The organism is Bacillus sp. SD088 (assembly GCF_017355205.1).
Lineage (GTDB): Bacteria > Bacillota > Bacilli > Bacillales > Bacillaceae_C > Lederbergia.
The window spans coordinates 92,067-107,228 of the sequence record NZ_JADIJK010000018.1 but is presented as its reverse complement, the minus strand read 5'-3'; the positions used below and the strand labels follow the sequence as shown (position 1 = coordinate 107,228).

The 15,162-nt window shown below is 37.5% G+C and carries 18 protein-coding genes; 14 read left to right on the top strand and 4 right to left on the bottom strand.

Translation table 11 applies throughout. The features are described 5' to 3' along the window. A partial coding sequence (locus IPU53_RS16295) for an LPXTG cell wall anchor domain-containing protein (RefSeq protein ID WP_207452075.1) occupies positions 1 to 462 on the top strand: 462 nt, incomplete at its 5' end. Positions 463 to 670: 208 nt separating this feature from the next. Then, the gene (locus IPU53_RS16290; RefSeq protein ID WP_207452074.1) at positions 671 to 2,404 is read left to right on the top strand and encodes a hypothetical protein; all 1,734 of its coding nucleotides are present in this window, start codon (positions 671 to 673) and stop codon (positions 2,402 to 2,404) included. A gap of 141 nt (positions 2,405 to 2,545) precedes the next feature. On the opposite strand, the gene prpE is transcribed toward IPU53_RS16290, so the two are convergent. Further along, entirely contained in the window at positions 2,546 to 3,280 is a 735-nt protein-coding gene (prpE, locus tag IPU53_RS16285; RefSeq protein ID WP_207452073.1) for a bis(5'-nucleosyl)-tetraphosphatase PrpE, read from the bottom strand. Positions 3,281 to 3,503: 223 nt separating this feature from the next. On the opposite strand from prpE, the gene mgtE reads away from it, so the two are divergent. The 4 genes from mgtE to IPU53_RS16265 all read left to right on the top strand — a co-directional run bounded on the left by mgtE (position 3,504) and on the right by IPU53_RS16265 (position 8,871). Next, positions 3,504 to 4,871: a magnesium transporter gene (gene mgtE, locus IPU53_RS16280; RefSeq protein ID WP_207452072.1), complete on the top strand. Its 1,368-nt coding sequence runs from the start codon at positions 3,504 to 3,506 to the stop codon at positions 4,869 to 4,871. 477 nt (positions 4,872 to 5,348) lie between these two features. Beyond that, positions 5,349 to 7,190, top strand: coding sequence for a monovalent cation:proton antiporter family protein (locus tag IPU53_RS16275; protein ID WP_207452071.1), 1,842 nt, complete (start codon positions 5,349 to 5,351; stop codon positions 7,188 to 7,190). A 262-nt stretch (positions 7,191 to 7,452) separates the two neighbouring features. After that, positions 7,453 to 8,235, top strand: a complete 783-nt coding sequence (gene fabI / locus IPU53_RS16270) for an enoyl-ACP reductase FabI (protein ID WP_207452070.1) — start codon at positions 7,453 to 7,455, stop codon at positions 8,233 to 8,235. Positions 8,236 to 8,346: 111 nt separating this feature from the next. Beyond that, positions 8,347 to 8,871 (top strand): CotO family spore coat protein, encoded by a 525-nt coding sequence (locus tag IPU53_RS16265; RefSeq protein WP_207452069.1) that lies wholly within the window; start codon positions 8,347 to 8,349, stop codon positions 8,869 to 8,871. Between the two features lie 271 nt (positions 8,872 to 9,142). On the opposite strand, the gene IPU53_RS16260 is transcribed toward IPU53_RS16265, so the two are convergent. Beyond that, positions 9,143 to 9,661, bottom strand: coding sequence for a CotY/CotZ family spore coat protein (locus tag IPU53_RS16260; RefSeq protein ID WP_396019956.1), 519 nt, complete (start codon positions 9,659 to 9,661; stop codon positions 9,143 to 9,145). A 115-nt stretch (positions 9,662 to 9,776) separates the two neighbouring features. On the opposite strand from IPU53_RS16260, the gene IPU53_RS16255 reads away from it, so the two are divergent. From IPU53_RS16255 to IPU53_RS16220, 8 genes are all read left to right on the top strand, one after another. Continuing rightward, entirely contained in the window at positions 9,777 to 10,136 is a 360-nt protein-coding gene (locus tag IPU53_RS16255; RefSeq protein ID WP_207452084.1) for a DUF1360 domain-containing protein, read from the top strand. 328 nt (positions 10,137 to 10,464) lie between these two features. Then, on the top strand, positions 10,465 to 10,941 hold the full coding sequence (locus IPU53_RS16250) for a YhcN/YlaJ family sporulation lipoprotein (RefSeq protein ID WP_207452068.1): 477 nt from the start codon (positions 10,465 to 10,467) through the stop codon (positions 10,939 to 10,941). 1 nt (position 10,942) lies between these two features. After that, a complete protein-coding gene (spoVAC, locus tag IPU53_RS16245) occupies positions 10,943 to 11,419 on the top strand; it encodes a stage V sporulation protein AC (protein WP_207452067.1) in 477 nt (158 codons plus the stop codon). After that, complete coding sequence (gene spoVAD / locus IPU53_RS16240) at positions 11,419 to 12,435, top strand: stage V sporulation protein AD (protein ID WP_207452066.1); 1,017 nt, start codon at positions 11,419 to 11,421, stop codon at positions 12,433 to 12,435. Before spoVAC ends, spoVAD begins: the two co-directional genes overlap by 1 nt. A 14-nt stretch (positions 12,436 to 12,449) precedes the next feature. Continuing rightward, a complete protein-coding gene (gene spoVAE, locus IPU53_RS16235; protein ID WP_207452065.1) occupies positions 12,450 to 12,806 on the top strand; it encodes a stage V sporulation protein AE in 357 nt (118 codons plus the stop codon). A gap of 409 nt (positions 12,807 to 13,215) precedes the next feature. Further along, positions 13,216 to 13,362 carry a YjcZ family sporulation protein gene (locus tag IPU53_RS16230; protein ID WP_207452064.1) on the top strand — a complete coding sequence of 49 codons (147 nt, stop codon included), beginning with the start codon at positions 13,216 to 13,218 and terminating at the stop codon, positions 13,360 to 13,362. A 133-nt stretch (positions 13,363 to 13,495) separates the two neighbouring features. Next, complete coding sequence (locus tag IPU53_RS16225; RefSeq protein WP_207452063.1) at positions 13,496 to 13,753, top strand: stage VI sporulation protein F; 258 nt, start codon at positions 13,496 to 13,498, stop codon at positions 13,751 to 13,753. 121 nt (positions 13,754 to 13,874) lie between these two features. Continuing rightward, positions 13,875 to 14,150, top strand: coding sequence for a hypothetical protein (locus IPU53_RS16220; RefSeq protein ID WP_207452062.1), 276 nt, complete (start codon positions 13,875 to 13,877; stop codon positions 14,148 to 14,150). A gap of 39 nt (positions 14,151 to 14,189) precedes the next feature. On the opposite strand, the gene IPU53_RS16215 is transcribed toward IPU53_RS16220, so the two are convergent. Continuing rightward, complete coding sequence (locus IPU53_RS16215) at positions 14,190 to 14,627, bottom strand: GNAT family N-acetyltransferase (protein WP_207452061.1); 438 nt, start codon at positions 14,625 to 14,627, stop codon at positions 14,190 to 14,192. Positions 14,628 to 14,637: 10 nt separating this feature from the next. Next, positions 14,638 to 15,147, bottom strand: a complete 510-nt coding sequence (locus tag IPU53_RS16210) for a YjcG family protein (protein ID WP_207452060.1) — start codon at positions 15,145 to 15,147, stop codon at positions 14,638 to 14,640. Positions 15,148 to 15,162 lie beyond the last annotated feature (15 nt).

Below are 15,162 nucleotides of genomic sequence, written 5' to 3'. Positions count from 1 at the left end.
GATGCCGATGCCGACGCTGATGCCGACGCCGATGCTGACGCCGATGCCGACGCCGACGCCGATGCTGATGCTGATGCCGACGCCGATGCCGACGCCGATGCTGATGCTGATGCTGATGCCGACGCCGATGCCGATGCCGATGCTGATGGAGATGGAGACGGCGACGGTGATGGAGATGGTGACGGAGACGGTGATGGAGACGGCGACGGAGATGGAAATGGAAATGGGAATTCCTCTAACAATGGAGGAACTAACAATGGCCAAGGTGGAAACAGCACAGGTGGAAATAATGTAGGTGGAATTGGTAGTGGTAGCGGAAATTACTACGGAAACAGTGATGATGGATATAAACTTCCGAATACCGCCACGAATACATTCAATGGCCTTATAGGTGGGTTGGCGGCAGTAATGGCTGGCCTACTAGGATTGTTTACACGTAAAAAGCGTAAGCAAGCAAAGTAATATTTTAGTGAAATAATAATGCTAATCAGTCTATATTTCTATTGAAATATAGACTGATTTCTTCATATGAAATTATCAAGCAAGGACGTCAAGAAGTTAATAGAAAAATAGAAGAAATGGGGAATAGATGAAAAGTAGATAGATGATAGGTGGCAATGACATTTATATTATATATTTTATTTTCTATCATTTTGTAGGAGGGCATATTTTGAAAACAATAACTCCATTAAGTTACGTAAATCAGGCTATGAATGATTTTGAAAGGTATTTTATCGAAAAGATCAAAGATGGGAAAATAGCTAAGATAGATATTAATGATAAATCACGATATATTTTATTTCTTTCCATTGGTAATCCTCATATTCGTGCTCGTGTTTTTAAAGTAGTAACAAGCGACTTCGCTAAGGGAGTTTCTCAGCTACGTCAAAAGGTGATTCAGTTGGTACAAAAAGCTCATGTTGATCCCTACTGGATAAAAATGGATGTTGTGAATAAAATAGTAGCGCATTCTTTTGAAGAATTAGAATTAAACATATCTAAAACGAGAAAAAATTATTTTCGGTCAGGAATTGCTTTTGATTCCGATTTTCACCTAGCTTTTTTGGAACAAGAAATAAATGGGAATGCTATGATAAAAAATAAAAGAGGTGAACCTCTTCAATTAGATGAAGAGAATATTAACCAGTATGTGAAAAGGAATTTTAAAAATCGGTCTGTTTTTACCAAAAAGCGATATTACCATCAGCCGGTTTATACATTTAATACAGTGAGTGTTTTTAAAGAGGTGGAAAACCCTCAACTTCTAGAACTATATACTGGAGAATTGACAAATGGCATTAGAAAAATTAATCATATACTGGAAGCAACAGTGGAGCTAATAAAAAAATCAACCTATTTTTTAATGAATCAAATTCAAGAATCAGGACAATTTCATTATGGTTATTTTGCTGCCTTCGGTAAACGAATTGGAACCTATAATATATTACGACATTCAAGTTCTTTGTACTCAATGTTGGAAGGGTATGAGGTTTTAAAAGACGAACAAATTATTCATGCGGTTGAAAAAGGGATGGATTATTTAATTCGAGAGGCGATCGTCTATCAAGAGCAGCATTCTGAGGAAATTGCTTATGTAGTAGATTATGCCAATCATCAAGAAATTAAATTAGGCTCAAATGCAACAGCGATATTAGCCATGACAAAATATATGGAGGTAACAAATTCACATAAATATTTGGACATTGCTCAAGCGCTAGCTAGAGGCATTTTAAAGATGAAAACTCCAAGTGGAGGATTTATTCATGTTTTAAGCTATCCATCATTTGAAATTAAAGATATTCATCGAATTATTTATTATGAAGGGGAAGCCATCCTGTCGTTATTGCGTTTATATAAAGTGGATAAGAAAAATCTTTGGTTATACGAGGTAAAACAGACATTTGATTATTTCGTTGCTCATGATTATTGGAAGTATCATGACCACTGGTTAAGTTATGCTACCAATGAATTAATCTTGTATGCACCAGAAGATCGATATTTTATTTTTGGTTTGAAAAACTGCAATGATCGACTCTCTTTTATTTATCATCGTGAAACAACCTATCCAACATTCTTAGAATTAACAATGGCTGCTTATAAAATGATTGATCAAATAAAAAAACTAAACAGAGAGTATCTTTTGCAGTATATAGATGAACCATTATTAGAGAAAACGATTGATAAACGTGCTGAATATCAGCGGGTTGGTTTTTTCTATCCTGAATTAGCGATGTATACTAAAAATCCTGGTTTGATAGTAGGTGCTTTCTTTATTCGTCATCACTCTTTTCGAGTGAGAATTGACGATGTGGAACATTATTTATCGGGATACTGTCAATACTTACAATATCGTATCCCGAAAATGAATGACTCATCATCGACTGATGATAAGGCTGTTTTGTAATCTATTATTGATTTCAATGGTACATATGACTAACGTATAATGAAGTTATTTTAAAAAGTTAGGTTTTGGGCAAAGTATGATGTTTCTAGAATACTAGAATATCAAGCGTGTGCATTCATTTAAGATTCGTTCTTTTCTCATTTAAAAACGAGCGAATTTTTCCTGTATATATGGCAAGGATGATGGGACAGAGACGAGATTCATTTCAGGATACCGCAAAGCTGTTAATTCCCCCCCAAAAACAGCTCCGGTATCGATATTAAATGTTTTTCCGAATTGACGTGGTTGTTTCACTGGTGTATGCCCGTAAACAATAAGTGCCTTCCCTTTATATTGTTTGGCCCAATCTCGTCTTATTGGCCTTCCATCTGGCAATGTCTCTCCGGTTACATCCCCATATAAAACAAATGATTGTACACGTTTATTCTGTTTGCCAATATAATCCTCTCTTATTCCAGCGTGAGCCATAATTAATTGACCATCATCCAGCTCATGATAAAGGGGAGAGTGTTCATAAAGATCTATAAACATCTTTTTAAGATGGTTAAATTTTTTAACAGATAGTCTTTCAAGTTCTGCCACTGTCGTTTCTAAGCCATGTTTAATTTGGACATTCCTCCCAAGAAAATAACGATATAGCTTATTACAGTGATTGCCAGGCACATAATAAGCCCCGTGGTATTTCCAAAGTGTCCATGTTTGTTCAATCATCTTAATGGAATCGGGACCTCGATCTGTAATATCTCCAATAAAACCTAATTTTCTTTTCTGTGGATGTATAGGCAGGCTTGTCTCCCAAGAATATCCAAGTTTTTGGGTAAGTTCTTTAAACTCTTGAAAACAACCATGGATATCGCCAATTATATCTATTTTCATCTTTTCACACTCATTTCACCATAAAATATAGCTTTTACATTAAGGACAAAATTTTCATTTCCATTATTTTAACATAGCCCAACTTTTTAGCATGATATTGAGGCTTTCAGCAACTGGCCGGATAAGGTAAAGAAATAAATATTGAAAAAAAGTCAATTATTGACGACAAACGGATCAAGATTTGTTAGGATAATGAGGACCAATTTGGAAGGGGTGGGTCGTCTTGGAAAACGATACACAAGAAAATATAAATGAAGAGCTACTGATCCAGACAGCGGCTGAAGGCAATCTCGAATCCTTTCGAGAAGAATTTTTAAATCTTCACCCATATGATCAGGCCCAATTCTTTTTCAAAATTGATAAAGAGACTAGATTAAAAATGTATTATTACTTATCTCCAAAAGAAGTTGCTGACTTTTTTGAGATGCTTGAGATAGATGACAATGACTATAAGGATATTTTGGCTGAAATGGAGCCGAAATATGCAGCCGAAGTGCTTGCAAATATGTACGCCGATAATGCTGTGGATGTATTAAATACATTAGGGAAAGATCAAACGGCCAGTTACCTGACCCTTATGGATAAAAAGGATGCCCAAGAAATTAAAGGGTTGCTCCACTATGAGGAATATACGGCCGGAAGTATTATGACCACCGAGTATGTGGCCATATCACAGAATCAAACGGTACGATCAGCCATGTACATTCTCAAGAAGCAAGCTCCTACAGCGGAAACCATTTATTATGTTTTTGTCATTGATGAAGATTTACGTTTAGCCGGAGTTTTGTCATTACGAGACTTAATTATATCGGATGATGACACGATGATTTCAGAGATTATGTCTGATCGAGTGGTATCCATCTCGGTCGGGGCTGACCAAGAAGAAGCTGCCAGGCAAATGCGAGATTATGATTTATTAGCACTACCAGTTGTTGATTTTCAAAACCATCTATTAGGAATCATTACGGTCGATGATATCATTGATGTTATTGATGAAGAGGCCTCCGATGATTACTCTAAGCTCGCAGGTATATCTGATCTTGATAAAATGGATAAAAGTCCTTTTACAGCAGCGAAAAAACGCTTGCCCTGGCTGGTTATTTTGCTTTTCTTAGGGATGTTTACTGCAAGTTTAATTGGTCGCTTTGAAGATACTTTGAGCCAAGTCCCGATTGTCGCGGTGTTTATCCCACTTATTGCTGGAATGGCAGGAAATGCGGGAACACAATCCTTGGCAGTGGCCGTTCGCGGGATTGCTACAGGCGAGATGGAGGATGCTGGGAAGTTAAAAATCATTTTGAGAGAAGCTGGAACAGGGATCGTAACAGGAGCGCTTTGTGGCATTTTGGTTTCTTTAGTGATTTTTGTATGGAAGCATGATCTAGTTTTAGGACTTTTAGTTGGTTTTTCCATTCTTGCTTCTCTTTTAGTTGCAACGATAGGAGGATCGCTTGTTCCTCTAATCATGCATAAATTAAAAATTGATCCAGCCGTTGCTTCAGGTCCATTTATTACAACCATGAATGATATCACATCCATATTGATTTATTTTGGATTAGCGACAATGCTTATGAGTTATCTTATTCATTAAAGAGGATGTTCAAAAAGTAAGGAACAAAGGCTAAATTCGCGACATCCTGTCGGCAGGCTCAAAGCACGACATCCTGTCGTTTCGCCCGCACTAGTACGTCCTGTACGTCGCAACGCCTTTGTGACCTGCGTCCTGCAGGCCTCGGTAAAAATGACATTTTGAGATAAAGGATCTTCGACTAAGTACCGACACGTTCCGTATCGAACATCGAAGTCACCACATCCTATGGAGGTTCGTTGGCTTGTTTCTGTGCTCCTCGGAAAAGTAAACCACTTTTCCTTCGTGCGATGCGGATTCAAGGATGCTTTTTCTGCTAAAACCATCCAAGTCCTGTGGGCAATGCAGAAGTCAGTACATCCTGTACAAGTCCGTCACTAACTGTGCCGCCTTGGTCCTATTTATCCTCCTTTTTGAACACGCATTTAATTAGTAAGATGATGACCTCTTAATTCGTAATTTAAGATGGGAGAATTTTTTATGGACGAATCATTACTATCATTGGTAATTGTATTAATTTTTGCTTTTCTGACGCCGCTTGTTCTTGATCGTTTTCGAATTTCATTTATGCCTATTGTCATTGCAGAAATTATTATGGGATTAATTATTGGAAAAAGCGGTTTTGATTTAATTCGTGGTGGCTCATGGCTCGATATTCTTTCTACACTTGGGTTTATTTTTCTGATGTTCTTGAGTGGATTAGAAATAGATTTTTCAGCATTCAAAATGTCAAACAAGAAAATTAAACTGTCTAATGGAAAAACGGAGCCCAATCGTTTGACTGTTTCCATTGTGATATTTTTGGGGATTTTCATTGTATCTGTTGGTTTATCTTATTTATTTGTCTGGATGGGACTTATTGATAATGTGTTCTTAATGACATTAATCATCTCTACTATATCTTTAGGGGTTGTGGTGCCAACTCTAAAGGAAGCAAATATTATGAAGACAGGAATTGGGCAAATTATCCTTTTAATTGCTGTGATTGCTGACCTTGTGACGATGATTCTATTAGCGGTATTTGTTTCCTTATCCGGTGATAATCAAGGAAATATGTGGTTATTACTCATTTTATTTGTAGCAGGAATTATTCTATACTTTGTTGGCAGACGTTTTAAAAATCGTTCCTTTATCGAACGATTGTCAACCGGGACTGTACAAATAGGAACGCGCGCGATATTTACATTAATTATCGTATTAGTTGCTTTATCCGAATCACTAGGTGCAGAAAATATATTAGGTGCCTTCTTGGCAGGAACGCTTGTCTCATTGTTAAATCCTAAACCAGAAATGGTTCGACAACTCGATTCTTTTGGCTATGGATTTTTAATCCCTATTTTCTTTGTCATGGTTGGGGTTGATCTAGATTTATGGTCATTACTCAGTAATAAAGAAATATTATTATTGATTCCATTGCTATTAATTGGATTATTCATTTCAAAGGTTTTTCCAGTATTTATTTTAAAAAAGTGGTATGATACAAAAACAGTCTTGGCTTCCTCCTTTTTACTTACTTCAACATTATCATTGGTGATTGCGGCAGCTAAAATAGCGGAGCGCATGGAAGTCATTACAGCTGAAATGAGTGGTACATTTATTCTTGTTGCTGTCATTAGCTGTATTGTGACACCTATTTTCTTCAAAAAATGGTTTCCGAAAGAAAATAGCGTTGAACCGAAGCAAGAAGTTACGTTTATTGGGGCCAATCAAATTACGCTTCCTGCATCGAAAGAATTGGATAAGGACTTGTTTGAGACGACAGTTTTTCATAAGAAGATGGAGAAACCCGATTCTCATATTTCGGATACGGTCTTTAACATTACGGAGCTTCCAAATTATCATGAAGATGAATTAGAAAATGCTGGCGTTTTTGAAACAGATATTTTGTTTATATCTACCGGTGATGAAGAATTGAATGCTACACTTGCTGTTCATGCTAAGGAACTTGGTGTTGAGAGAGTGATTGTTCGAATTGAAAGTCCAGATTTAACGAGCTCTTTAAAAGAACATGAAATTGAAGTATTTTCTACATTGCTATCAACAAAAACTTTTATCACGGCGCTGATTGAATCACCAAATATTGCCGATATCTTTACGAATCAAGAAACCGCCCTTTATGAAATTGAAATGCGCAATCCGAACTATCATAATATGAAACTACGTGAATTTCCGTTTGCGGGTGATATCATTGTTGTCAGAGTTTTCCGTGATAATGAATCATTGGTTCCACATGGTGACACAAGATTAAAAATAGAAGATCGACTAGTTGTTACTGGTACGAAAGAATTCGTAGATGACCTGATGCGTGAATTACAGTTCTAAATAAGTAGAGGCTGGGAAAAACTAAAATGTTAAGCTCTCTAGACGAACAATGCATTACCTTAGCGAAGTATATTTCCAGAGCGGAGGTATATGCACCCTAGTAGTTCGGTTTTTTCTGTGGTGAATACATTTTTATCCCAGCCTCTTCTTAAAAATAGTCGTGTATGATATAGTTATTACTAGGTACTAATATCACGTATTACTTTTGAATTGTCCTATTAGTAGAGATAAGTCCGAAAAATGATTATTGGAGGGATTAAATTTGAATCTATCTGTTCAAGGAAAAACTTTTGTTGTAATGGGTGTAGCGAATAAACGTAGCATCGCATGGGGAATCGCTCGTTCACTCCACAATGCAGGGGCACGATTAGTATTTACATACGCTGGAGAGAGATTGGAAAAAAATGTTCGTGCATTAGCGGATTCACTAGAGGGAAATGAATCACTTGTTCTTCCTTGTGATATTACAAATGACGAAGAGATTCGCCAATGCTTTAGTAAGATTAAAGAAGTAGTTGGGCCCATTCATGGAATTGCCCACGCCATTGCTTTTGCGAATAAGGAAGAGCTTGATGGAGACTACTTAAATGTCACGAGAGATGGCTTTCTTTTAGCTCATAATATTAGTTCTTATTCCTTGACCGCAGTAGCAAAAGCTGTACAGGAGCTAGAGATGATGCCAGAAGGTGGAAGCATGGTCACAATGACATATCTAGGTGGAGAACGTGTTGTACCAAATTACAATGTTATGGGAGTGGCAAAAGCTTCATTAGATGCAAGTGTCCGCTATTTAGCGAATGATCTTGGACAATACGGCATTCGTGTAAATTCCATTTCAGCTGGACCGATTCGTACACTTTCTGCAAAGGGAATTAGTGATTTTAACAGTGTTTTAAAAGATATCGAGGAAAAAGCACCTCTTAAAAGAACAACAACTCCTGAAGAGGTGGGAGATACAGCATTATTCCTATTTAGTAATCTTTCTCGAGGCATTACTGGGGAAAATCTTCATGTTGATTCTGGATTCCATATTGTTGCATTATAATTTTTTTTCAGCTGTCACCTATCCGGTGGCAGTTTTTTTTCGTTTAAGTTCACCTTGCCCATTTCTTCGCATACATATAAAACGAAGTATGAAATACGGAGGTGTACCTTAATGGAAGAGAAACAGAAAGGGAAAAATCCTTTGCTATATATTCATCAGCCTGATTTTGTAAAACCAGAATTCTCAATGCAACAATCTTATTCTTCCAATTCAAATACAGCCAATAAAACTGAAAATAAGCCCTCACCGCCAAAAAAGCTAAAAAGTAGTGTTCCTTTTCAAGTGCAAACAGATTTCGAGGAACACGAATCCTTTACAGAAAAAAATGATGATCAACCGGAAAAGCCTATGTCGGCAGTTGATTATTTTCGAAAACAGTCTAATGTTGGAAAAAGTAATTGGAATCTTACACCTGTTAAAGCTTTTAGAGAAATGTCGATATCTGAAAAACTACAATACTTAACACAGATTCCTCGGACTCAACCTCCATTCCCATGTGAATTCATCAAGGAAGGCGACAGAGTACGCGGCATATTGGAAAGTATCGAAGGGGATAATATTCGGGTGAAAACATTTAGTGGTGAAGTTCGTACAGTTGCTAGGGAAGAACTACAAGCGATTCGGATTATTTTTTAACTTTCTTCAGGAGAAAGAGGCTGGAACGTAATAAAAAATTAAGCTCCAAGGACGAATAATGTATTATCTTAGCGAAGTATATTTCCGGAGCGGGAGTATATGTACCCTACTTATTTGGTTTTTTCTTTAGTGAAAATACTTTTGTCCCAGCCTCTGAATGCAACCTGCGATTCAAATCAGCAGAATGAAGGCGGATGCCCAACTTTTGGGCGTAATTCGCCAAGGCGTTGTTAATTAAAAGAGGAGGGGGGTGAACCCTCCACTTTCGATATTAATCACATAGTTGTAAATCAACATCAGCAATACATTGTACTGCACAGAAGCAGTGTAGATCAACGGTTATACAGCTGCTGCTTTTTCCCCATCTGCGTACGGCACAAAGGGCTTCATAATTAATGTCCCCGTGGTGAGTTATTTTTACTGGTTCTCCTTCTTTATTTAAAGGAACCAATACGCGCAATGTGGCACAGCAGTTATCAAAGATATCTTCAACTCTGAAATAAACCGATACACAGTTGCCTCCACGGCCTTTAAATAGTGCTTTAAATAATTCTCCATTTTTATTTGTAAGGGTAAATACTCTGGTATCTACATTGGAACGAGTAGGAGAGCCGCCTAGTGGCTCAATAAAGCAATTCGTTGGGCAACTTGGGCATTCTTCTTCTTCAACAGCCATTTCCTGAATATCTTTTATCGCTCGAACAACTTGACAAACACATCCTGAAGTACAGCCACCACCACAGTGATTTGTACCAACTGACTCAACTGATTCCATTTCTTCGTAACTCATGGATTAAATTCCTCCTTGTCATCTATTGATCCATATTCACTAATAACATATTAGACATTAGCCAAATGGGTAACGGACAAATGCCTTGATGATAGAAAATAGGCGGGTGATATTGATGTCAATCAATTGGTTTACATTCATTTTATTAAGCTTAGCGGTTTTTCGATTAACGAGATTATTGGTGTATGATCAAATAACGGAGTTTATTAGACGCCCTTTTATGCAGGAATACGAAGCTCTTGATGAAAATGGCGAGCTAGAGATTTATCTAATCCCCAAAGAAAAGGGGCTTAGAGGTTGGATTGGTCAACTTATCAGCTGTTATTGGTGTACGGGGATATGGATTTCCATCTTTATTTTCTTGATCTGCTGGTTTTATCCGGTTGTGGCAGAACCATTTGTATATATTTTATCGATCGCTGGTTTGGCTGCTATTATCGAAACAATTATCCAATCAAAGATTTCTGAAGAATAAGGGCGATTGGGCAAACACATTTTTTACTGAGTACATAAAGTATAGTGCAGAGAAAATTACTCAGGATGTGATTGTGATGAATAGCAGACCTAGAAGAAAGAATCCTGTTGGGAAAGGCCGTAAAAAAGGAACAGGTTGTGGATGTGGACCATCAAAGCCAACTAAAAGAAATTACTGAAAAGCAGATAAAACCTAGTCTCTTACCTTTTAAAGGAAGGGGACTAGGTTTCATTTTTTTTAAGTGAAGGAAATTTATCTAAAATATGATCATAATTTTAGAAATCTGGAGAAAAATATCTTATAGGTCGAATGAACGCGGGAGGTACCGATGCTTAAGAAAAGGATATGGGTCTTCGCAATGACTGTTTTTTGCTTGATGATAAGTGGTTGTTCTGGTAATAAAGACGGTGAAGAGGCAAGGCTGTCATTAATGAAAACAACCCAACCTGCACCAATCGAAATAAGTAATCAAGAAAAAAATAAGTCTGTTGCATATCAGGTCAGAGAAGACGTAAAAAAAATAAATGAAATATACGATGTGGCAGTTATTGAAGGAAAGAAGCAAATTCTTGTCGCCTATAAGGTTAGGCATCTTAATCGTTTTAGCATGAAGAAAATCGAAAAAAATTTAAAGGATCGATTAGAGAAGGACTATCCAGATAAAAGCTTTATTGTTTCGAGTGATTATAAAATATTTTTAGAAACAATTCGCCTGAGAGAAGCAATGGAAGAAGATAATATGAGTATGGATGAAGCGGAAAAACAATTTAAAGACATTATAAAATTAAAAAAGGAAATGACATAAGATGGCTAGTAAAAACAAAACAAAAACACCTGAACAAATACAATATGATCAGGTACAAAAAAAACATGAACTCAAGCGTCCTATTGTACAAAATTGTCTACGTGCTTTTTGGGTCGGAGGTCTCTTCTGTTTGGTCGGACAAGCAATTACTTATTTTTACATTTATTTCTTTAATTTTACAGAACAAACAGCAGGTAACCCAACTGTAGCGACAATGGTATTTATTGCTATGCTTTTGACAGGTTTTGGGGTTTATGACAGACTAGGTCAATTTAGTGGAGCAGGAAGTGGTGTACCAGTGACAGGATTTGGAAATGCCGTCATTTCAGCTGCTATTGAGCATCGCTCTGAGGGATTTGTTGTTGGAGTGGGGGGGAATATGTTTAAATTAGCTGGCTCCGTCATTTTGTTCGGTGTATTTTCAGCTTTTATTATCACGCTTATTAAAACGATTCTAACACAATGGGGGGGATTTTAATGCTTCAAGGAGCCCAGTCATGGGTTTTCCCACAAAAACCGACTATTTTATCCACTGGGGTGGTCGGAGGACCCTTTGAAAAAGAATGTCGTTTGGCAAATGATTTTGATAAATTCCATGATGACTTGCGAATGGGAAAGGATTCTTATGAAAAAGCGCAAAATGTATTGTTAGAAGATGCAGTTGAAATTGCTCTCCGGAAAAAAGGACTAACAGAAGATGATATACAATTCTTTCTCTCCGGTGATCTAATCAATCAAATTACTCCTACAACGTTCGCAGCTAGAACGAATCAAATCCCCTATTTGGGACTTTTTGGTGCTTGTGCTCTTTCAACAGAAGGGCTGGCGCTTGCCTCCTTAATAATTAATAGTGGAGGAGCAAATCATATTTTGACGGGAACGGCCAGTCATAATGCTTCAGCCGAAAAACAATTTCGCTATCCCACTGAATATGGCGGACAGAAACCGCCTACAGCCCAATGGACAGCCACGGCCTCGGGGGTTGGACTTATCGGAACAGCCGACAAACTGAATGGGCCAGCTCCTCGCATCACCTCCGCAACAATCGGAAAGGTGATTGATATGGGGTTAACAGATCCCTTTAACATGGGGGGAGCCATGGCACCAGCAGCAGTGGATACTATCCAACGACATTTTTTTGATTTAAAAAGAGATCCCTCTTATTATGATTTGGTGATTACGGGAGATTTGGCCGAAGTTGGAAGAAATACAGCTTTAGAACTGTTTCAGCAAAAAGGTTTACCATTAGATGAACATAAGTTTCAGGATTGCGGATTAATTCTATACACTGATGAGCAAGAGGTATTTGCAGGAGCAAGTGGTCCTGGTTGTTCTGCTGCGGTTATGTATGGACACTTAGTAAATGAAATGAAAAAAGGAAAATATAAGAAGATTTTAGTTGTGGCAACAGGTGCACTACTTTCTCCATTAACGGTTTTACAAAAAGAAACGATCCCATGTATTGCTCATGCGATTTCATTAGAGTACGAGTAAGAGGAGGTAAAGCAATGCTCGCTATGTTTTTTTGGTCATTTGTAATTGGTGGTCTTATTTGTATGTTTGGGCAATTGATCATGGATCTATTTAAGTTAACCCCTGGACATACCCTGAGTTTATTAGTTGTATTAGGAGCTATTTTTGCGGGGATAGGCCTTTATGAACCATTGATTAACTTTGCTGGAGCTGGGGCAACCATACCGATTACAAGCTTTGGCAATTCCCTTGTGCAAGGAGCAATGGCTGAAGCTGACAAACATGGATTGGTTGGAGTGATGACAGGTATGTTTGAGGTTACTTCTTCCGGAATTTCAGCCGCTATTGTCTTCGGATTTATAGGTGCTCTTATTTTTAAACCAAAAGGATAAATGCGATAATCTTGCGTATTCATTCACCATACTTTTCTTGAAAGAGAAGAAAGTATAAAATTTTGGCTAGTGTTTTGATCTAGCTCCAGCGCCTAGCCCCTCGAGGCTCGGAGGATACGAGTCCATCGGCGTTGCGACGTGCAGGATGTACTACTAGTGCAGACGAAGCGACAGGACGTCGCTGTTTGAGTCTGCCGCCAGGACGGCGCGAACTTAGCCGATGTTCCGTTTAATAACCTGAGCCAATAAAAGTCAAAACCGGACTTTTCTTGTCTCAGAACATTTGCTTGTCGGGGCTGAGCAAGGCGCTTGCGCTTTTATTAAATTCGTCTTTTTTTAGGTTCGCCCATACAAAACAGGCACTAGCCACATAAGCTATAGGGAACCAACAAAAGAGAGGTGATCGTAGATGTACGGATATGGATACGGTGCAGGAGATTGTGGATGTGGTGGATACGGTGGTTATGCAGGTGGTGGCGGCTTTTTCGGCGGAGGATTTGCCTTGATTGTCGTTTTGTTTATCCTGCTTATAATTGTTGGTGCAGCCTTCTGTTAAAGATGTTTAGCATACAGAAAGATGGGTTGCCGATCAAGCAACCTATCTTTTCCTGTTCAATTGCTCATTTTAACCACACTTATTTCACTTTCCTTCATATCATATAAAGTATGAAAGGAAGGGAGCGGAATAAATGGAAAATCAATTTTTTAAAAATGTAGAAAAGAAAACAGGCGTCAATATGAATGAAGTTTTAGAATTAGCCAACTCACTGCAAAATGCCAACTTTAAAGACGAGAGAACGGTAAGGGGAATTATTAAAAAGGTTTCTCGAATTGCCAATAAGCCTGTTTCTCAAGAAATGGAAGATAAAATGGTCAAATCCATCATTCAAGATGGAAACCAATTGGATATGAATGCTATTTCAAAAATGTTAAACAATAAAAGGTAAATCAAAGCAAAATGGCCGTCCTTAAGGGGCGGTCACTTTACTTAACTATTTAAATGTTTCATACATATGATTTTGGGGTATAGATATATAAACGTATAAACGGTACACAGGAGGTGTCTTCATGGGATATATTGGACCAGTACAGCTTTATCAGTATCAAGAATACCATAAAAGAACTTTGACAGCGCATACGAAACATGATCCAATGCCTATTTCCACGACTGAAAAAGTGTTATTACTTACTCCATTTCAAAGGATTTTACATCATAAACAGTCCAACAATCAACAGATCGTTAGAAAAAAGTCGAAAGGTAATACAATTTTATCTGAAAAGCCTATTCGTCTTGATGGACTTGATTATAAAACGAAAGGAAGGCATTTCAATGAATATATATGACATTGAAATGCCTTTCTTATTTTTAATGTAAAGAAAACACTAAACAATTTCCTCATGCAGTTGTTTGATCATCGTTTTATGCGGAATTCCTGCATCCATAAATTCCTCTGAACATACAGTGTAACCAAGTTTTTCATAAAAAGGGATCGCACTGATTTGTGCATGCAGCTTAAGTTGTTGAATTTTATTTTTCCTGGCAAACTGTTCAATTGTTTCCATAATCATTTTTCCTGCTCCTGCTCGACGATAGGCAGCCATGATGCAAATTCGTTCAACCTTACCGAAACCTTCTACTATACGAAATCTACCAGCCCCAATTGGCACACTTTCATCATACAATACGAAATGAGTGGATTCATTTTCAAATTCATCTATCTCTAATTCTAAGGGTACTTTTTGTTCTTCAACAAATACCTTTTTTCTAATATAAAATGCATCATTCAGTTGATGTTCTGTCGTTGTTTGTATAGTCTGCATAATATTTTTATTAATCCTTTCCTAAACGGATAGTTTCATACGTTGACCATGAACCATTTTCCAATTGATAAACTAAATGGATTCGATCAACTGTTTCTTCATGATCCACACCAAGCATCCCCAGTGCACCGAAAACGTCAGAATGCTCGTCATTCGATAGTTTTTGTCCAATCGTGACATGAGGAACAAATGGATGTTCAGGTGGATCACCTGGCATTTCTTTGTATAGTTCTTCATGGAGGCGATCCAATTCGTCTGTTTTTTTAACTTTTAAATAGATAGTATTGGTTATAGGCTGAAATGAACTAACTTTAAGAAATTTTAATTGGAGAGGCTGATATTTTTGCGCAATTTTATCTAGCATTTCGGTTAGTTTTTCAGGCTTTTCCTCCGTTTCAAAACCTTCCTTTAATGTTAAATGCGGAGGAATTAAGGCATAATGGGAATCATAACGCTTGCGATAAGAATTGGCTAAATCTTGTAATTTTTTTGATGGAAAGATAACAATTCCATACTTCATTTTTTTTCCTCCTTT